The sequence below is a fragment of the Echinicola shivajiensis genome, from assembly GCF_018642165.1.
Classification (GTDB): Bacteria; Bacteroidota; Bacteroidia; order Cytophagales; family Cyclobacteriaceae; genus Echinicola; species Echinicola shivajiensis.
The window spans coordinates 110,389-129,957 of sequence record NZ_JAHHZM010000001.1 but is presented as its reverse complement, the minus strand read 5'-3'; the positions used below and the strand labels follow the sequence as shown (position 1 = coordinate 129,957).

Annotated in this window: 13 protein-coding genes and 1 pseudogene; 12 read left to right on the top strand and 2 right to left on the bottom strand. The window is 39.5% G+C overall.

The features are described from left to right. Positions 1 to 59: 59 nt before the first annotated feature. From KMW37_RS00540 to KMW37_RS00490, 10 genes and pseudogenes are all read left to right on the top strand, one after another. Positions 60 to 3,482: a SusC/RagA family TonB-linked outer membrane protein gene (locus KMW37_RS00540; protein ID WP_246581269.1), complete on the top strand. Its 3,423-nt coding sequence runs from the start codon at positions 60 to 62 to the stop codon at positions 3,480 to 3,482. Between the two features lie 8 nt (positions 3,483 to 3,490). Next, positions 3,491 to 4,978, top strand: coding sequence for a RagB/SusD family nutrient uptake outer membrane protein (locus KMW37_RS00535; protein WP_215222657.1), 1,488 nt, complete (start codon positions 3,491 to 3,493; stop codon positions 4,976 to 4,978). A gap of 89 nt (positions 4,979 to 5,067) precedes the next feature. Further along, complete coding sequence (locus KMW37_RS00530; protein WP_215222656.1) at positions 5,068 to 6,537, top strand: sulfatase family protein; 1,470 nt, start codon at positions 5,068 to 5,070, stop codon at positions 6,535 to 6,537. 29 nt (positions 6,538 to 6,566) lie between these two features. Beyond that, positions 6,567 to 8,192 (top strand): sulfatase family protein, encoded by a 1,626-nt coding sequence (locus KMW37_RS00525; RefSeq protein WP_215222655.1) that lies wholly within the window; start codon positions 6,567 to 6,569, stop codon positions 8,190 to 8,192. A 184-nt stretch (positions 8,193 to 8,376) separates the two neighbouring features. Beyond that, on the top strand, positions 8,377 to 8,646 hold the full coding sequence (locus KMW37_RS00520) for a nucleotidyltransferase family protein (RefSeq protein WP_215222654.1): 270 nt from the start codon (positions 8,377 to 8,379) through the stop codon (positions 8,644 to 8,646). Positions 8,647 to 8,679: 33 nt separating this feature from the next. After that, positions 8,680 to 9,015, top strand: a pseudogene (locus tag KMW37_RS22630) (HepT-like ribonuclease domain-containing protein). A gap of 110 nt (positions 9,016 to 9,125) precedes the next feature. After that, on the top strand, positions 9,126 to 9,602 hold the full coding sequence (locus tag KMW37_RS00505) for a nucleotidyltransferase substrate binding protein (RefSeq protein ID WP_215222651.1): 477 nt from the start codon (positions 9,126 to 9,128) through the stop codon (positions 9,600 to 9,602). Next, positions 9,599 to 9,910, top strand: coding sequence for a nucleotidyltransferase family protein (locus KMW37_RS00500; RefSeq protein ID WP_215222650.1), 312 nt, complete (start codon positions 9,599 to 9,601; stop codon positions 9,908 to 9,910). The genes KMW37_RS00505 and KMW37_RS00500 overlap by 4 nt, the downstream gene beginning before the upstream one ends. 205 nt (positions 9,911 to 10,115) lie before the next feature. Beyond that, complete coding sequence (locus tag KMW37_RS00495; RefSeq protein ID WP_215222649.1) at positions 10,116 to 10,586, top strand: JAB domain-containing protein; 471 nt, start codon at positions 10,116 to 10,118, stop codon at positions 10,584 to 10,586. 119 nt (positions 10,587 to 10,705) lie between these two features. Next, positions 10,706 to 10,969 carry a hypothetical protein gene (locus KMW37_RS00490; protein WP_215222648.1) on the top strand — a complete coding sequence of 88 codons (264 nt, stop codon included), beginning with the start codon at positions 10,706 to 10,708 and terminating at the stop codon, positions 10,967 to 10,969. Positions 10,970 to 11,097: 128 nt separating this feature from the next. Here the strand turns inward: KMW37_RS00490 and KMW37_RS00485 are convergent, their stop codons facing one another. Both KMW37_RS00485 and KMW37_RS00480 read right to left on the bottom strand, forming a co-directional pair. Beyond that, positions 11,098 to 12,168, bottom strand: coding sequence for a DUF6807 domain-containing protein (locus tag KMW37_RS00485; RefSeq protein WP_246581268.1), 1,071 nt, complete (start codon positions 12,166 to 12,168; stop codon positions 11,098 to 11,100). A 19-nt stretch (positions 12,169 to 12,187) separates the two neighbouring features. Next, positions 12,188 to 13,549: a Gfo/Idh/MocA family protein gene (locus tag KMW37_RS00480; protein WP_215222647.1), complete on the bottom strand. Its 1,362-nt coding sequence runs from the start codon at positions 13,547 to 13,549 to the stop codon at positions 12,188 to 12,190. Positions 13,550 to 14,675: 1,126 nt separating this feature from the next. On the opposite strand from KMW37_RS00480, the gene KMW37_RS00475 reads away from it, so the two are divergent. Together KMW37_RS00475 and KMW37_RS00470 are read left to right on the top strand one after the other, a co-directional pair. Then, the gene (locus tag KMW37_RS00475) at positions 14,676 to 17,663 is read left to right on the top strand and encodes a SusC/RagA family TonB-linked outer membrane protein (protein ID WP_215222646.1); all 2,988 of its coding nucleotides are present in this window, start codon (positions 14,676 to 14,678) and stop codon (positions 17,661 to 17,663) included. A 32-nt stretch (positions 17,664 to 17,695) separates the two neighbouring features. Continuing rightward, entirely contained in the window at positions 17,696 to 19,534 is a 1,839-nt protein-coding gene (locus tag KMW37_RS00470) for a RagB/SusD family nutrient uptake outer membrane protein (RefSeq protein WP_215222645.1), read from the top strand. Positions 19,535 to 19,569 lie beyond the last annotated feature (35 nt).

Genomic DNA, 19,569 nt, shown 5'->3' with positions numbered 1-19,569 from the left:
ATCGCCAAATCAGTCAAAGGCTAATTTTAAGCATTACTAACTCAAAATCATTACAAAGTATGGAAAAAACGATACTTAGGCAAATCATTATGCTATCCAAATATTTCGTATTGGGCTTTGTTTTTCAGCTGTTTTTTACAGCCGTAATACTTGCCCATCCTGGAAATGCCCAAAGAAAAAGTATTCATGTAATACGGACCTCTGCGGTTTATCAAAATATGCCCTTAAATGAGGTTTTTACAAAGCTGGAGGCCCAGACTAATCTTCGGTTTACCTTTAACGAGCGTTTTTTAAATGTGAAGAAATTAAAGGTGAACTTAAAGGTTGAAAAAGAGCCTCTGTTTAATGTCCTACAGGAAATATCCAATCAAACCAATTTGAAATTTGTTAGAATAAATGACAATATCCATGTAAGTAAAGCATCAAACCAATCCAAAAATGTAAATGAAATCCTTTCTGAAGTTAGAAAGGTGGTTAAGGGACAGGTATTATCCGGAGACGATAATCAACCTATCCCCGGAGTTACTATTTTGGAGAAAGGAACCTCCAATGGGACTGTTACCGATATCGATGGGAAATTTACTCTTGACGTAAAAGAAGGTGCAGTCATTACAGTGAGTTTTGTAGGATATGAGAAACAGGAAATTGTAGTAGGCAATGAAACCAATTTGCAGATTCTTTTGGCTCCTGACCTGCAATCACTGGAAGAAGTAGTAGTGGTTGGATATGGAAGTGTAAAGAAAAGTGATTTGACGGGTGCTGTATCATCTGTCAAAGCTGCAGAATTGCAGGAAACACCCATTACCTCCATTGACCAAGGTTTGGTAGGAAGGGCATCAGGGGTTATGGTTACCCAAACATCAGGGATGCCTGGTGCTGTAGCATCTATTAGGATTAGGGGCTCTAGTTCATTGCAAGGTGGAAATGAACCCCTTTATGTAATTGATGGATTTCCAATATATAATGGCGGTGGCTTTGGTCAAACAGGTGGGAATGCAAAAGTAAGTGGGCTTTCATCCATAAACCCCGCTGATATTGAATCAATTGAAATCCTGAAGGATGCTTCAGCTACAGCAATATATGGTGCCAGAGCAGCTAATGGAGTGGTTTTGATTACCACAAAAAGTGGAAAGGAAGGAAGAGACCAAATTATTTTTGACGCCTATTATGGTGTACAGAATGTGGTCAGGCAAATTGATGTAATGAATGGACTCCAATATGCTGAGTTGGTCAATGAAGCCTACCAAAATGATGGCTTGAGCCCAGTATATGATGCGGCGAAAATGGAAGAGTTACGACAAAATCCAAAGGGCACGGATTGGCAGGATGAACTATTCAGGTCAGCGCCTATTCAAAACTACCAACTGACATTTACCGGAGGGGACAAAAAGACCAATTATTCGGTATCTGGAAATTATTTTGATCAGCAGGGTGTAATTAGGAATTCTGGCTTTCAGCGTTATTCTGCAAGGGTTAACTTAAACAGAAATATTAAGGATAATTTCAAAGTGGGAACAAGTCTGAATATAAGCAAAACCAACTCAAATGCTGTTCAAACTGATGCGGGAGGGGCTGCAGGCGTCGTTTCTTCAGCCATGAAGTTTAATCCAGTTTTACCCATATATGAAAATGAATCTTTAGGTGAATACACCCAAGTGAACAGTCCGGGTATAATTTATGCCAATCCAATTGCCACTGCAGATGAACAGGTAAGGGAGAACCAAATGCTCAGGGTGTTAGGCAATATGTTTGCCCAATGGGAATTTGTACCTGATCTTACTGCCAAAGTTTCTGTGGGTACCGATTTGGTCAATACCAAGTTTGATACCTTTATCCCTTCCAATATTTTTCAATCTGGAGGCGTAGCCAGTGCTTCAGTTAACGGTGGTTATACGACCAATTGGCTGAACGAGAATACCCTTACATGGAATACAAGCCTTAAAGAAGGTCATCAGTTGTCTGTTTTGGGAGGAATTACTTTTCAAAAAAACAAGTTTGAAGGTCTCGGGGCTTCGTCCCAGGATTTTGTAAACAATGTCCTGGAGGAGAATGCTCTTGGTGCAGGGGCAATATATAATCAGCCTAGTTCTTCCAGTACTGAATGGAGTTTAATGTCCTATTTGGGTAGAATCAATTATAACATACATGAAAAGTACCTGATATCATTGAATGCCAGAATAGATGGATCTTCTAGATTTGGTAATAACAACAAATATGCTTTTTTCCCTTCAGGGGCCTTTGCGTGGAGATTAATAGAGGAAGACTTTGTCAAGGACTGGAATGTATTTTCTAACCTAAAGGCAAGGGTGAGTTATGGTTTTACCGGTAATCAGGAAATTGGACTATATAATTCACTTCCAACATTGACCAATACGACTTATACTTTTGGAAGGACACTCGCCACTGGTTTTTACCCCAATAAAATTCCAAATCCTGACCTAAAATGGGAGAAAACCTCTCAATTTGATTTTGGTTTGGACTTCGGTTTTTTTGATGAGAGGTTGAGGTTTACTACTGATTATTATTACAAAAAAACTACCAATTTAATATATAATGTAGCTGTTCCGTTTGTATCAGGTTTTGCTTCCTCACTACAGAATATTGGTAGTGTTGAAAATAAAGGTGTCGAGCTGGCAATAGATGGAGAAATCATTTCCCGCCCGGATTTTAGATGGTCTTCTGGGTTTAATATTTCTTTTAACAGAAACAAAGTGATCGAACTCGGGGGAGAAGACTATAAAGATGTTGGCGGGGGAGATGGCCATTTGAAAACAGGTTCAGTACATAGATTGATAGTAGGACAACCTATTGGACTTTTTTATGGATATGTGTTTGATGGTATTTTTCAAAACCAGGAAGAGCTGAATGCCGGACCGGTTAGTCCAACCCATTGGATAGGTGGACGAAGATATATGGATTTGGGAGGTTCGGAAGGCAGCCCTGATGGATTGGTCAATGCTACTTACGATAGAAGGATTATAGGTGATCCCAATCCGGATTTTTTTGGTGGATTGACCAATACATTATTCTATAAAGGTTTTGAATTGAATATGTTCCTCCAGTATTCATACGGTAATGATATTTTCAATTACAATGCGATGGAACTGGAACTTCCATCAGGAGGACAAAATGTATATGCAGATTTGGTCAATAGATGGACACCTGAAAACCCAAGTAATATTTATCCTAAAGCGACGACTAACCGTTCTGCAGTATTCAGTGATGCCTATATAGAGGACGGGTCTTACCTGAAGTTAAAAACATTGACCTTTGCCTATACTTTTCCGGGGTTAACATCCAAAGTATTGCAAGGAATGAAGGTTTATGTGACTGGGCAAAACCTACTCACCTTTACAGGATATTCTGGTTATGATCCTGAGGTAAGTTATAGGGGGGCTTCCAATCTGGAAATGGGAGAAGATTTTGGAGGATATCCACAGTCTAGAACGATCATGTTAGGTGTTAAACTGAATATTAAATAAGAATGGCCATGAAAATTAAATATATATTATCCATCTGTTTAACTACATTTTTCCTTGGTGCTTGTACTGACTTCCTTAAGGAAGAACCCAGTGATAGGTATGTTATTGACAATTTCTATAGTGGGCAATCAGATGCAGAGGCCGCTGTTACTGCTGTATATCAGCAACTATACAGTATTTATGAAAGGCATATTTTCCTTCTAAATGCTTTGCCCACAGATGATGAGAAAAACGGTTTAGGGATGCCAAACCAATTTTTACAAAACCTGGAGTATTTAAGACACACTTCGGAAAACCAGTTCGTTAGGGAAATGTGGCAAAGGAATTATTCAGGAATTGCTCGTGCGAATACAGCCATCATCAATATTCCAGCAATTGATATGGATGAAGGTATACGAGATCGATTGGTTGGTGAAGCTAAGTTTTTACGGGCCCTGTATTATTTTAACCTCGTGCGATTCCATGGTGGTGTTCCTTTGATACTAAAACTGGAATCTGTAGAAGATGCATTGGGAGCCCGAGCCTCAGTCGGTGAAGTTTATGAGCAGATTATTCAGGATTTGTCAGATGCTGAAACGGTATTGCCTATTGGTTATGCGGACAAGGATATTGGAAGAGCTACAAAGGGTGCAGCTAAGATTCTACTAGGAAAGGTATACCTGACTATGAAGGAGTTTGGAAAGGCTGAGGAAAAATTAGCAGAAGTACTTCTTAATGAGCAGGAATATGGGTATGGATTGCATGAAAATTATGACGATAACTGGAATTCTACAACTGAAAACGGCTGGGAAATGGTGTTCTCTATAGAGTTTATGGATCCGCCAGGTAATGGTAATTCAGCCATGATCCTTCAAGGTCCTAAATATTCCTTGCCTGGAGGCTTTGCTGTTCTGGGATTGACCAATTCCAATGAAGCAGATATCCCAACACGCGACCTCTACGATAGGTTTCAGGATGAGGACGAAAGAAAAGCAGCTACCTTTACCACGGATTTTGTGAGTTTAAAGGATGGATCAGTACATACTTCATCCATACCTCTTTTTACCAAATATTGGGAAGAAGGAGAGAACAATCCTGCTAACAGTGATGCAAATATGCATGTTATTCGTTATTCGGATGCCATTTTGATGTATGCAGAAGCACTTAATGAGCTAGGAAAGACGGCTTTGGCATTGGCGCAACTTAATAGGATTAGAGAAAGGGCATTTAATTCTATGGATTTTAACTTTATGGGGTTAAGCCAAGAGGAAGCACGTCAGGCCATTTGGGAAGAAAGGAGATTGGAATTGGCCATGGAAGGACATAGATGGTTTGATTTGGTTCGGACAGGAAGGTTTGTGGAGACCATGAAAGCGCACGCTGCATATGAGGCCTCAGTAGCTGAGACCAATAAGGTGGAAATAGCTCAGAATTTAAAGGATTATATGATTTTGATGCCTATTCCTCAAAGGGAGGTAGACCTGAATCCAGTCATTGAACAAAATGATGGTTATTAACTCATAAAGAAAGACAATCCTGTTTTAGCTAAAAACGGATCAAATTCTGTTTTTTAATGGAAATGGATTGTCTTTTTTAATTCTTAGAAATGGACAGAATCAAAAAGAAAGGGATATCATTCCTTGTGATTTTGAACTTGGTGGGCATTTTTCCAAAATTATTTGCCCATGACGCTCATAGGACTCCTAATATAGTTATCATATTTATGGATGATATGGGGTATGGGGATTTGTCAAGTTATGGCGCAAAAGGGTATATGACCCCAAACTTGGATCAATTGGCAAATGAAGGTATGCGGTTTACAGATTTTGAGGTAGCGCAACCCATTTGTAGTGCTTCAAGGGCAGGCTTAATGACTGGTTGTTACCCCAATCGATTAGGAATAAGTGGAGCATTAAATCCACATTCCAAAATTGGCTTGAACCCGAATGAAGAAACCATAGCGGAGCTGGTAAAAAGAAAGGGTGACTATAAAACCGCCCTCTTCGGAAAATGGCATTTAGGAAATAGACCGCCTTTTTTGCCTACAAAGCAAGGTTTTGACGAATTTGTGGGATTACCTTATTCCAACGACATGTGGAAATGGACCTATGATATGAAATTGGCCACTGAAGAGACCCATGCGCGGAAAGCCAGCTACCCAGAATTACCTCTAATGGCTATGGATACAGTATGGAGTACTGTTGAGAATCTAGAGGATCAGGAAAAACTGACTTCTATATATACGGAACAATCAGTGAGGTTTATCCATGAAAATGCGACTTCACCTTTCCTATTGGTGTTGTCCCACTCCATGCCACATGTACCTTTGGCAGTTTCGGATAGGTTCAAAGGAAAAAGCGATCAGGGTATTTACGGGGACGTCATGATGGAAATTGATTGGTCGGTAGGAGAAATAGTTAAAGCGCTTGATGAAAACGGTTTATCAGAGAATACCCTTCTTATTTTTACTTCGGATAATGGTCCATGGGTAAATTTTGGGCAACATGCAGGCAGTGCCTTTGGACTACGAGAAGGAAAGGCCACATCCTTTGAGGGCGGTCACCGTGTACCTTGCATCATGAAATGGCCAAAAGTGATCAAAGAGGGAGGTGTTTGCAACAAATTGGTTTCCACTATTGATATTTTACCTACCATAGCTGAAATAATTGGAGCAGAACTGCCCATTAAGAAGATTGATGGTGTAAGCATAATGGAACTGTTGAAGGGAAATGAAAAAGTAGTTCCAAGAAGTGAATTCTATTACTACTACAATAAAAATTCTTTGCAAGCAGTAAGGAAAGGTAACTGGAAGTTGATTTTACCTCACAGCAGCAGAACTTATCAAGAGTTTTTGCCTGGAAAGAATGGAGTACCTGGAAAGACAGGGATGAATGATATACCACTTAGTTTGTATAACCTTCAAGATGATCCTGGAGAAAGGTATAATGTTGAAGTGCTTTATCCAGAGAAAGTCGACGAATTGATGGAGATAGCTAAGAAGGCCAGACAAGACTTGGGAGATGATTTATTAGGAATGGAAGGTAATAACAGAAGAGTTCCTGGAAGGATTGAATAATATATTTAAGGATTTAATACCCTATAATTATGAGAATACAAAATGGATTTTTGGGCATAATGTTGTTGATCAGCTTTATGTTCGCTTGTGAAAAAACAGAAGAGTCTGCAGATAAAAGACCACCCAATATAATTTTTATTATGAGTGACGATCATGCTTATCAGGCAATCAGTGCCTATGGACATAATTTGAATGAGACCCCAAATATAGATAGGATAGCTAATGAAGGGGCAATCTTTAACCGAGCGTATGTGACAAATTCCATTTGTGCACCCAGCAGGGCGGTTATCCTGACAGGTAAGCATAGTTTTGTTAATGGAAAAGTAGATAATGTTCAACCATTTGATTGGGACCAAGATAATTTTGCCAAACTGCTGCAGTCAAGTGGTTACCAGACAGCTTTGATAGGGAAAATCCATTTGGATGGCTTACCGCAAGGATTTGACTATTCAATGGTATTACCCGGGCAAGGGCACTATTATAATCCTGATTTTATTGTAAACGGAGAAAGGAAGCGCTTTGATGGATATGTAACTGATATCACAACAGATAGTGCATTGGACTGGTTGAAGAATGGTAGGGATCAGGAAAAACCTTTTCTATTGATGTACCATCAAAAAGCCCCTCATCGTAATTGGAAACCCGCACCAGAGTATTTGACCTTATTTGATGATAAAACATTTACTCCACCTTCCACTTATAATGATGATAAATCAGGCTACGCAGGTCGTGGAAGAGCCGCCAAAGAGCAGGAAATGGAAATTGATGGACATGCTAGATGGGGACATGATTTTAAAATGGTCGTCTCCCCTGATGGAGACAGTACGGGGTTTGATAGGGAACTGGCAAGATTTTCCCCCGAACAATTAGAGGCGTGGGAAAACGCCTATGGCCCTAAAAATGACGCTTTCAAAAAAGCATATCGACAAGGAGAAAAGCAAGGGCTTAATGAGAAGGAAGCTGAAGAGGTTGGGATTTGGAAATTTAACCGATACATCAAAGATTATTTGAGGACTATCCAGTCAGTTGATGATGGGGTAGGTGAGTTACTGGATTACTTGGAAGCGGAAGGACTTGATGAAAATACCATTGTCGTTTATACCTCAGATCAAGGGTTTTATTTGGGTGAGCATGGCTGGTTCGATAAGCGTTTTATGTATGAGCAATCATTTAGGACTCCCCTTTTGGTGAAATATCCCAAAGAAATCAAAGCTGGAACGAAGGTGGACAGACTTGTTCAGAATTTGGATTTTGCCCCTACCTTTTTAGACTATGCAGGATTAGAAATTCCAAAGGAAATGCAAGGAGAATCCTTTAGGGGGCTTGTACAGGGAAATGAGGGGAATTGGCGTGATGCTATTTATTATACCTATTATGAATATCCTTCTGTTCATATGGTAAAAAGGCATTATGGAGTGGCCACAGAAAGATATAAGCTAATGCATTTTTACTATGATATAGACGAGTGGGAACTCTATGATTTGGAGAAAGACCCTCAAGAACTTAATAATCTTTATAACGACCCTTCATATTCCGACGTCCAGGAAATGATGCACGAAAAATTGGCTGACTTGAGAGTGCAATATGGAGACAGTGATGCCAATGACGAGCGGTTTTTAAAAGAATACCTAGAGGTGGTCAACAATAGAAGGTAAAATTTAATTGATGACTGGGATAAAAGAATGATGCTTTAAAAAAAGACAGGGCTATGTTTTTAATGTGGTTCTGTTTTTTTTTGTCCAATTCTTATGGAAGGTTTTTATGCAAAGTTTGAAGAAAAGCTGCCCAAGCCAACCTAGGCATTCCTCGTATAATTAAAAAAGTCCTTATTTTTGATTTATGCGGGTGAAAGTACAAATTGTTGGAAATATTGAGGAATTCAAAAAGATATGTAAAGAACATAAGGTTGAACAACTTTATTCTTTTGGCTCAGCTATATCTGACAGGTTCAATAAAAAAACAAGTGATATTAATTTACTGGTGGAATTAAGCCCTTCTGATCCTTTGGAAAAAGGGGAGCTTCTTCTTTCCCTATGGGATACATTGGAAGGATTTTATGATCGAAAAGTTGACCTGCTTACCGACCAATCTATAAAAAACCAGGCTTGAGAAAATCAATAGAACAATCCAAGCAATTAATTTATGACCGAACAGGCGAAAAAGTATTTGTCTGATATTTCCTTGGCAATTGATAAAATCGATCAATTCATGGAGGGGATAGGTAACTTTTATGATTATGAAGCTGATCTGAAAACTCAAGGTGCCATTGAAAGGCAACTATCTATTATTGGTGAAGCAATTAACCAACTTTGAAAATTAGGAGTTCGTTTGGAACATGACTATCAAATGGTTGGATTTAGAAACAGGTTGGTACATGCATATGATAGTATTGACAATACAATTGTATGGGCAATCATAAAACGTCATATCCCCAAATTGAAGGATGATCATATTAAACTAATTTGGGTTTTAATCTAAACAGCATGTGTTTTTTGATTTAGAGAAGTAATGCATTAATTCCGATTCTTTTTTGATTTAAAAAAAGGTTCTACTTTTGAATAGATGGATCAATAGATAATTATTTGAATATGTCAAAAGATGTAAGATGGGAGCAAAGGTTTGCCAATTTTAATAAGGCCCTTCTCAAGCTGGAGCAAGCAGTGGATTATATTAAGGAAAATTATTATCAAGATGGTGAATATGATGAGCTACTTTTCGAAAAGGGAGAGGATATTGTTAAGGAAGGTTTGATTCAAAGGTTTGAATATACCCACGAGTTGGCCTGGAATGTAATGAAGGACTTTTTGAGAGAAAGAGGGAATATTGAAATATATGGGTCACGAGATGCCACCAGGGAAGCCTTTAGTACAGGTTTGATTACTGAAGGAAAAGTTTGGATGGAAATGATCCAAAGTAGGAATAAAACCTCCCATACATATAATGAAGATACTGCTCAGGAAATTTTTTCAAAAATTTTAGAGGAGTATTATCCTGAGTTTTTAGCCTTTAAGGCAATTATGGAAAATAAACGTAGTGGGGAGCAAAAAAACATTTTTGAAGGATGAAATTTGGTCTTTTAACTGAGGAAATAGAATCTATTAACAAGATATTTTCGGAATTCCCTGCAATATCTAAAGTTATTCTATACGGTTCTCGTGCCAAGGGAAATTATCGTCCAGCATCGGATATTGATTTAACAATTGAAGGTGAAGGTTTTGATCTTAGTGACTTATTTGACCTTGAAAACAGATTGGATGATATTCTTTTACCTTATAAGATCGATTTGTCCATAAAGAAACATATTGATAATCAGGAACTTTTAGATCATATCAATAGGGTAGGGGAAATTTTTTATATAAGAGTTAATGCTTAGAAGTAATGGGGTAAAGCGTTAATCATTATTATTACATTAATCATGTCACAATTTAGCTTTCGGGCTGCTGAAGCGGCCAAGAGTGTCCGGCATAAACACTGTTCTGCCCGCATGGCCCTCATTTATTCCGTTGCCACTTGGCCTTGATTGCCCTCAAGCTGAGATGGTACCATATTTAATTTCTAACCATTTAAATCGAAATATTATGGATACCAAAAACAAAAATATCGCATCGCACCAAGTAGCAGAAATAACCCTGAGCTATCAGCCGATAATCAAGTTTTCAGACTTACCAAAAATCACTTCTTCCAAGGACGCTTATGAACTGTTAATTGGGAATTGGGATCAATCCAAACTGCAATTTATAGAGCAGTTTAAGGTGATGTTGTTAAATAGGGCCAATAAGGTCCTTGGAATCGTTAATATATCCACTGGTGGAATATCAGGAACCGTTGCCGATCCCAAGTTGATTTTTGCAAGCGCCTTAAAGGCCAATAGTTCAGGATTGATCTTAAGTCATAACCATCCTTCTGGAAATAGGATTCCTAGCCATGCTGACAGTAAGCTTTCCGAAAAGATAGTTGAACTGGGAAAGCTGATGGAGTTGCCAGTATTAGATCACATCATTGTAACATCTGGAGGATATTATTCATTCGCAGATGAAGGAGGGCTGTAAAGCCCTTTTTATTATTGTTGGCAAAAGGGTGTGTTAAATAAGAAAAGGATGCCATCTCCGCAAGTGTAAGCCGGTACGATTTTGTTCCTCAGGGAAAAGGCGACCCCATACATGGTGATGTGGTCTATGAAAGAGAAAAATATCCTGAAGATTTAACGGAAAAGGACATTGAGCTGTATGCGGCACCGGCCACTAGAAACCATATGAGGGGTTTCCTAAGTGCCATTGAAAACAACCACCTTCCTATTGCAGATATTGAGCAAGGGCATATTTCCTCGGCTTCCTGCATATTGGCCAACCTGTCCATGGAATTGGGCAGGCCACTTTGCTATGACCCGGTTAGTAAAACGATCCCTAATGATCCAGAGGCCAAAAATTATTAAAAAGGAAATATAGGGAAGGCTTTAACCATCCTTATTCTTAATTTCAAATTAATAGGTAGCTAAAAAGAAAAACGGATCCAATAATTCCGGATCCGTTTTTTTATAAAGGTAGATTAGTGGTTTCAATTTTATTTTTTGGAAAATGAGGCAAACTCCTTGTTCAACTCCTTATCCGAGAGGTTTTCTGAATCAACAATTACCCTATATTTGAAAGTCACCGACTTACCTTGAGCCAGTTTAAAGTTCAGCTCCTCTTTTCCTCCACTTAGGGCTTTCTGCCCCAGGGTATTTGCTGCAAAGAGCCCATATCCCCTGGCATGCCAATAAGTGGGATAACCTACATTGTCTGGATGGTCAATGATGGCCAAAGAAACCTTTTCCCCTTTGATCACCCCGGAAAGATCCACCCATTCTCCACGTGTCCCCCATACATCATCCCCTTCCAGTCCTTTGCTGCTTCTGTAATTTCCACTCACTCCTTCATTGTTTAGGGAAGCCACTGAGGTGGCAATACCGTTAGCATCAGTAAAAATTTCGGGTTTATCAGATGGGTGTTCCAGCTCACGAGCCACTCGGATACCAAGCATACCCTCCTTATTATCCTTCATATCCACTTCCTGACTTACAGCGGTAAGCTTGGTGATTCGGTCAATCATTCTTTTCGGTCCATCAGCACTGAAAACAAACGAAGTTTCCTCCTTAAGCAGGACCTTTCCATCAGGGGCCATCCAATCCGTCATAACCTTTAATTCTGCCTGGTCCTTTCCTTCTTGGGTGCTGACAATTTTCTTTTGGACAATATTGCCGTAGTGATCCTTTTTCTCAGCTGGAATAGCATCAGAATTATTCCAGAAATCCAGTCCATTTACATCCCCATAATTGAACCACATTCCCACATGGTGCGGGTGGTCCACTCGCTCACCAGGACGCGGGGCCAAAGGAAAACCCCGGGTCACTTCATGTCCTCCGGCGGTAATGATCGGGTAAAGCACTGGCTTGGCAATTGTATTGGGGTAATAGTAAGAGGTAAATAATTTGCCATCTACCAATACATCCACCTTCTTTTCATTATCCTGTCTTACCAGTTGAACCTTGTTCTTTTTATCCTGAGCTACAGCCTCTCCGCTTTCGAAAAAAGAATTCATGATCAACCCTGAAATTAAAATTGCTGCACCTAACGCTTTTGATGGTTTTCTCATATTTATCATAACCAAAACCTTAATATTGGAACACTTTTCCTCCAGCCAATACTTCTTGCTTTTCTTCATCAAAGGTCACATACTGTCCCGTTCTCAATGCTGCCGTGGTCATGATATTGGCAATGGAATGGTTATAACCTGCCATTACATCGGCATTAGGCTTTTTGCGGCTTCTGACACATTCCATCCAGTTTCTCATATGGGCAGAGGTCAAATCGTCCACTCCGGTATTGGCTGACGTTTCCACCTTGGCCAGCTCACCAAGGGACTTTTCATGCAATAGGTTTTCCTTCATGCCCATGTCTTTGGCATATTTCTCTCTCAAGCCTCCATTTGGAGAAATCATATTGGTATCCAAATTGAGTTCACCCGCATTGGAATAGTAAATCTCTTTGGTGCCACCTGCGGAATTGGTGAATCGGGAAGAATAGATTACCTGGAAGCCTTTGCTCTTATCATCCAATGGACCATAGTCCATCACTGCTGTCATGGTATCAAAATTCTCCCTTCCATCTTTCCACATATAAATCCCACCATTTGCCGCTACACTTCTTGGGTGTGGCAAATCGGTAAACCAGTGAACGGTGTCAATCTGGTGAGCCATCCATTGCCCGGGGATACCAGAAGAGAATGGCCAGAATAGGCGGAATTCCAAATATTTTCGCGGATCCCATTCTTGATAGGGACGGTTCATCAAATACCGTTTCCAATCGGTATCTTCTTTTCTTATCTGCTTGGCCATTTCTGTCCTTCTCCAACGACCAGGTTGGTTGACATTCCAGGTCATTTCAACGGCTACGATATCACCAAAATTTCCTCCCTTGATAAACTTATTGGCTGCATGGTAATTGGCGCCACTGCGGCGCTGGGAGCCTATCTGGATGACCTTTCCGGTTCGCAATGCTGCTTCCTTGGCTGCACGGGCATCTGCCATGGTCTCTGCAAATGGTTTTTCTACATACACATCCCTTCCGGCTTCCACGGCCTCTTTACAGTGTAGGGCATGCTGGAAATCTGCCGTACTGATTATCACAGCATCAACATCTTTCCTATCATACAATTCATCATTATTCCGGGCTGCAGCGATGGTAGTTCCCGTCAAACCCTTGATATAACCTACTGCCTCATCACGACGGCGGTTCCAGATATCAGATACTGCCGTAAATTCAAAATTCAATTCCTTAGCTTGTCCCAAAAAAGCAGGGATCAGGGCACTTTTAGCCCTACTGGAAAAGCCCACGATACCAACCTGTATACGGTCGTTAGCACCTAATATTTTGCTATAACTGCTTGCTGGGAATGACATGGCACTCAATCCAATGCCGGCTGTGGTCAATGCTGACTTTTTCAAAAAGTCACGACGCGAATTCTTTTCATTCATAAATTTTGGGTTTTAATTATTGATTTAAAATTTTTAATTCTAATACTAGTTTTTAGTGAAAAGAGAAATGTTTGGCCTATTTGTTAATTACGCTATCGATTGCATAATTCTTAATTTGAAAGTTTTCTTCAAAATCAATTGAATTTCACCTGCATAGTTGTTAATTATTAAATTGTGTGGTTTAATAATCATTCTGTAAACTTGGTACTTTACTCTATTTGTGCTATCGATTGCGCAATCTTCATTACGAAAGTTTGATTCAATGCAAAAAGTCTTCTGACCCGCTGGGTATTCACCATCGAAAAATGGGAGCAATGATTCTATTTGGATTATTGATTTGGTGAATTTCCAGAATGAAAACAAAATTAATCCATCAATATATTGCACTATATAAAAAGAAACTTTCAAAGTAGGTGTTTTATGTTAGATTAAATTTTTTGAATTCTAAAAATGACAATTAAATTAAAACATGTCAAATAAAGGATTCATTTTAATTGCGAAATCGATTCCGAGAAATATGAATGTTAATAAGTTTTTAAAAGAAGGAAAATATTTTTTTCCAACAATATCCCATTCATTTTCGCATGGTCAAACTGGCCTCAAAATGCTGTTGGGGAAGGTCTCGGCTGAGAAGGAAAATTCCCTTCAAAAAAAATAATTTATCAATGAATAATAGATATCAAAAGCATTAATAATTAAAACAAAATCAATGTTTGCTGGAATATCAGCTACCCAACATTCCCGCTAATTAAAATCAATAATTCAATTCAAGTAGAATAATGATTTTATCCGCTATCATAAAAATGATCAGCGAAAAACTTATCCTATAAACCAATAGAAAATAGGTGGTATTTTGACTCACCTATTTTCTATTGATATCCACTTTAACTTGGAAATTACCCAATTCCACTTAAATAAATTAAGTAAAGTGTGACTTAATATGCTTGTCAATCCTGCCATTTATAGTTTAATATATTCATCTACGGAAATGAAGATTTTTTGCCCCTAAAGCGATTCGTCCATGTTTTTGAATAAAAAATCCATTTAATAAAGAGCTTATTGTCCTTATTTCGGGGATATCCAATTGAAGAAATTGAGATTAATAATAAACCTAAAATAAAATTCTATGAAAAAACTTAAACTCTTATTGATTGTCCTGTTGTTGGGCTTTGCTGGAACATCCTGGGCACAGACCAAAATTACTGGGGTAGTAACAGACAGTGAAAAGACGACGATACCTGGTGTAAATATCCTCATTAAAGGGACAACGAGTGGTGCCGTAACGGATATTGATGGGAGCTATTCACTAGAGGTATCGGGGCCTGATGCGGTTTTGGTATTTAGTTCTATTGGGTTCAGATCTCAGGAAATCCAAGTAGGGAATCAGTCTGTCATTAATTTGTCCATGATCCCAGATATTACTTCGATGGAGGAAGTGGTTGTCATCGGATACGGTGAGGTAGAACGGAAAGACGCGACAGGGGCCATAGGTTCAGTCAAATCCGAAGATATTGTCCGTGCAAATCCAGTACAGGCTGCTAAAGCCATTCAAGGCCAAGCTGCGGGTGTAATCGTTACTAAACAGAACAGCAGACCGGGAGCCGGATATAATATTAATATTCGGGGCCTGAGTTCAATTAATTATAGCAACGAACCACTCGTTGTAATTGATGGTGTGATGGGGGGGGATTTAAACGCCCTGAACCCAGCGGATATCGAATCCATGGATATACTTAAGGATGCTTCATCTACTGCTATTTATGGTTCAAGGGGAGCAAATGGAGTGATCATTATTTCTACCAAAAGAGGTGCAAAAGGTAAGCCGGTAGTAAGCTATGATGGTTATGTGGGGGTTAATACACCTGCCCATCTTCCAGAAATGATGAATGCGCAACAATTTTATAAAGCCAGTGTGACTGATCGCGAATTAAATGGATATCCTCAGGGCCGTTCATTTACTTCAACAGAAATGGATTTGGTCAATTCTGGTAATAGTACAGATTGGCTTGATAAAATTTCTAGATCGGCATTACAAACAAATCATTCATTATCAGTTGGAGGAGGAAGCGACAACACCAATTATCATTTTTCAGGTGGATATTTGAATGAAGGCGGTGCATTAAAGCATACCAAATTCCAGAGATACAACCTCAAAGGTAGTTTGGACAGCAAGTTAACCAAGTTTCTTAATGTAGGTTTTACTGCTAATTATAGCGTTGCAAAACAAGAATTGGGTTCCAATGAAGCATTGAGGAGTGCTTATCGTGCACGCCCGACCGGTGTTGCTATGTTTGATGATATTATTAACCCGGATGAAAACCAGGATTTATCTTGGAATGGATATGCTGCTTGGATGGGTATTAATGATAAGCAAGTATTAAATCCGCTCATCGAAATGGACCCGAATAATTTTCAGGATGAAACAAGGTCTGATAATTTCTTTGGTAATGCATATTTAGAATTAAATCCCGTGCAGGGATTGTCTATCCGATCCTCCATTTCAGCTGGCATAAGCAATTCAAGGTGGGGGCAATATAGAGGGACAATGACAAAGGATCGAAAAACCACTCTTTTGCCAAGAGCCTACAGGGAAACTGATGATATTTCTAATTATACGCTGGATAATATTATTACCTACAAAAAGAACATAGGTAAGCATGATTTCACGGTTACAGGTGTACAAAGTACCTTCCAGGAAAGAAATGAAGAAATGGACAGTTATGTTGATGAGCTTCCATATAACTCCTTGTGGTACGCATTTGGTACCGGGAGACCCGTTCAGTTAGATACAAGGTTGACAGAGCGATCATTGCTTTCATATATGGGAAGGGTAATGTATGGTTTCAGCGATAAATACCTGTTGACACTTACTGGCAGATGGGATGGGGCTTCCCAGCTTAGCGAAGGTAATAAATGGGATTTTTTCCCTTCAGTAGCCGTTGCGTGGAGATTGGGTGACGAAGATTTTATTAAGAATTTGGATGCAGTTTCTGATTTGAAACTTAGAGTGAGCTATGGTTACGTGGGAAATAGTGCTGTAAGTCCTTATAGTACCAAAGCAAGATTGATCAAAACGGCCTATGATTTTGATGGATCGGATGCATTTGGTTTTGCACCTGGAAATTTGGCCGATAATTCTTTGAGTTGGGAAAAAAGTAAAGAATTGAATATTGGTATCAATATGGGGTTTCTTAACAATAGGATAGGGGGTACTATTGAATATTACCACAGGAATACGGTTGATTTGATTTATAATGAGCAAATTCCTACTTCTTCCGGGTTTAGCAGTGTGACGACTAACGTTGGTGAAGTGGCCAATAGGGGGGTAGAGCTAACATTGAATACGGTAAATATTGCCAGTGATAAATTTAAATGGTACACCAATATCAACTTTGCCAAAAATGTCAATGAAGTAATCTCCATCGGCAGTAAGGGAATACAAGCTGATATTTCTACAGGTCTATTTGTAGGTCACCCCTTAAATGCTCTATATGACTATGAATTTGGTGGGATCTGGCAATTGGATGAGGAAGCCCAAGCTGCTGAATATGGTCAGGTACCCGGTTCTGTAAAAGTGGTCGATCAAAATGGAGATGGTACTATTTCCTCAAATGATGGAATGGATGATAGGACCATAATTGGTTCGGAACAACCTGATTGGACCATGGGTATGACCAATAAGTTTTTCTATGGCAATTTTGACTTGTCTTTTCTGATATATACTAGCCAGGGCGCTATGTTCAGAAATAATATGTTAAGGGGGACGATGGGCGAGATAGGTGCAGGAAGATATAATGTATTAAACCTGAATTACTGGACAGTTAACAATCCTACCAATGATTATTATGGACCTGGGGTACCAAATCCTTACAGGATTGCAATCCAATACCAAGACGCAAGTTTTGTAAGAGTCTCTGATATTACTTTTGGTTATACCTTACCAAGGTCCGTGTTGGATAAAATTGGTTTTAGCAAGTTTAGAATGTATGGCCAGATAACCAATCCATTTGTTTTCTATGATTTTGATGGAATGGATCCGGAATTTAATTCCAGTACCTACAATGACGGCATTCCTACTGCAACCTATTTGTTGGGCTTTAATGTCTCATTCTAATCGATTAATAACGGATTGTAAAAAATAATAATATGAAACTATTTAAGAAACAATATAGCATAGCTCTGGTCTTTTTGTTTGTATTATGTGTCGGTTGTGAGGGGTTTTTGGATGAAAATTCGGTTTCTTACCAGACTACAGATAATTATTATGTGACTGAGCAGGGATTCGAAGATCTTGTCCGATCTAACTATACAAAGCTAAGGGAAATACATAAAGAGCGAGATTTAGTTTTAATGGGCACTGATATATTTACCAGTGCTTCATGGGACGAAGCGGGAAGTGGAAATCAGGGCAACGCTTTGAACGTGTATGATATTCGATTTACCCCTAATATTGAACCGGCTACTGCTCTATGGGATTTGTTATACAAACAAATTGCCAGGACAAATACCGCAATATCAAGACAGGAAGGTGTTCAAGGAATGGACCCTGATCGCTTGGCCATCAGAGTAGCAGAAGCTAAATTCCTTAGAGCATATGCTTATTTCTATGCAGTGCAACAGTGGGGCGATATTCCAATGCCTTTGGAGGAAATAACCACGAGCAGTAGGGAAGTCATCAAAGTGCCCGCAGCACAGGTATATGACCAAATTATTAAAGATCTTGAAGAAGTAGAATCGATACTGCCTACCAAAGGTAATACTGAGTACGGTAGGGCAACAAAAGGTGCCGCACAGTTTCTATTGGCAAGGGTTCATTTAACAAGGGGGTGGAATTTTAACAATTCACTTGGTGGAACAGCAGAAGATTTCAATAAGGCGCTTGATTATGCAGATAAGATCATAGCAAATTATCCCTTGGAACCTGAGTATCACAAATTATTTCCACTTCACGCTGAAAACCCGCTGGAAGAAACTTTTCCAACTCAAAATGATAAGAGCGATGAAATAGTATTTGCGGTACAATACAGTGATAATATTTTAACGAATGGCAGTGATGAAGGTGAGACGGAGTATGGGATTGGAAATGATTACCATTCGATTTTTGGAGGAGGTGCTGAAGATATTCCTGGCTCTTTGGGAAGAACAAGTCACTACAACCGTAATGGCGCGTTAGGGAATTATATTGTGAGCCCTGCAGCGTATAGATTGTTCGATCCGGATATCGATACAAGGTACCATCACAATTTCGTAGAAGCGATGTACGCATTGACCGATGTTACCGGTTTTGTGCCTGATTTAGATAATCCGTCTTCGACCATCGATATTGCAAAAGGAGATACTGTACTGTATTTTCCTCCATGGAATAAGCCTGCCAACGACCAAGACAAAGGTATGGATGTAGGAGGAAGCAAGCCCTATGCAGTACTGAACCTGGATGAAATTGGAATTAACCCAATTTCTCCCTATCACTCTCAAGATAAAACCCCTCTTATGTGGAAATTCTGGGAACCAGGAATCCCCTATGATGACGCTCAAGGAACCTTTAACCTTGCCTTATTCCGCTCTGCTGAAGCATATCTCATAGCAGCCGAAGCAATAATTAAGGGAGCTACCGGGGGCGATCTGGGAGGTGCAGAAGTTTATTATAATGCCATAGTTGACAGGGCACTCGGTGCCAATGCTGGCGCTGATCCGATGCGTGCTCAGGATCTGACGAACCTGGCTTCCATGAGTACAATATCCTACCGCGCAAACGGAAACCTGGACATAGATATGATTTTGGATGAGCGGGCAAGGGAATTGATGGGAGAATATAGCCGTTGGTTTGATTTGAAAAGAACAGGAAAACTGATTGAGCGTACCACATTGATGAACCCATGGACGGCATCAGTTGGGGAGCTGCAAGACAGACATTATTTACGTCCGATTCCTCAGAAAGAGATCGATAGATCTATTCCTTCAATATCTCAAAATCCTGAATATTAAAAATAGCCTTTTGAAGGTAATCTTCACAGTTATTT

What these genes read in the sequence shown, in the direction of transcription:
- KMW37_RS00535 (WP_215222657.1), top strand. Translation starts at nt 3,491, where the DNA reads ATGAAAATTAAATATATATTATCCATCTGTTTAACTACATTTTTCCTT.
- KMW37_RS00530 (WP_215222656.1), top strand. Translation starts at nt 5,068, where the DNA reads ATGGACAGAATCAAAAAGAAAGGGATATCATTCCTTGTGATTTTGAAC.
- KMW37_RS00520 (WP_215222654.1), top strand. Translation starts at nt 8,377, where the DNA reads ATGCGGGTGAAAGTACAAATTGTTGGAAATATTGAGGAATTCAAAAAG.
- KMW37_RS00475 (WP_215222646.1), top strand. Translation starts at nt 14,676, where the DNA reads ATGAAAAAACTTAAACTCTTATTGATTGTCCTGTTGTTGGGCTTTGCT.
- KMW37_RS00470 (WP_215222645.1), top strand. Translation starts at nt 17,696, where the DNA reads ATGAAACTATTTAAGAAACAATATAGCATAGCTCTGGTCTTTTTGTTT.
- KMW37_RS00485 (WP_246581268.1), bottom strand. Translation starts at nt 12,168, where the DNA reads ATGAGAAAACCATCAAAAGCGTTAGGTGCAGCAATTTTAATTTCAGGG.
- KMW37_RS00505 (WP_215222651.1), top strand. Translation starts at nt 9,126, where the DNA reads ATGTCAAAAGATGTAAGATGGGAGCAAAGGTTTGCCAATTTTAATAAG.
- KMW37_RS00480 (WP_215222647.1), bottom strand. Translation starts at nt 13,549, where the DNA reads ATGAATGAAAAGAATTCGCGTCGTGACTTTTTGAAAAAGTCAGCATTG.
- KMW37_RS00500 (WP_215222650.1), top strand. Translation starts at nt 9,599, where the DNA reads ATGAAATTTGGTCTTTTAACTGAGGAAATAGAATCTATTAACAAGATA.
- KMW37_RS00525 (WP_215222655.1), top strand. Translation starts at nt 6,567, where the DNA reads ATGAGAATACAAAATGGATTTTTGGGCATAATGTTGTTGATCAGCTTT.
- KMW37_RS00495 (WP_215222649.1), top strand. Translation starts at nt 10,116, where the DNA reads ATGGATACCAAAAACAAAAATATCGCATCGCACCAAGTAGCAGAAATA.
- KMW37_RS00540 (WP_246581269.1), top strand. Translation starts at nt 60, where the DNA reads ATGGAAAAAACGATACTTAGGCAAATCATTATGCTATCCAAATATTTC.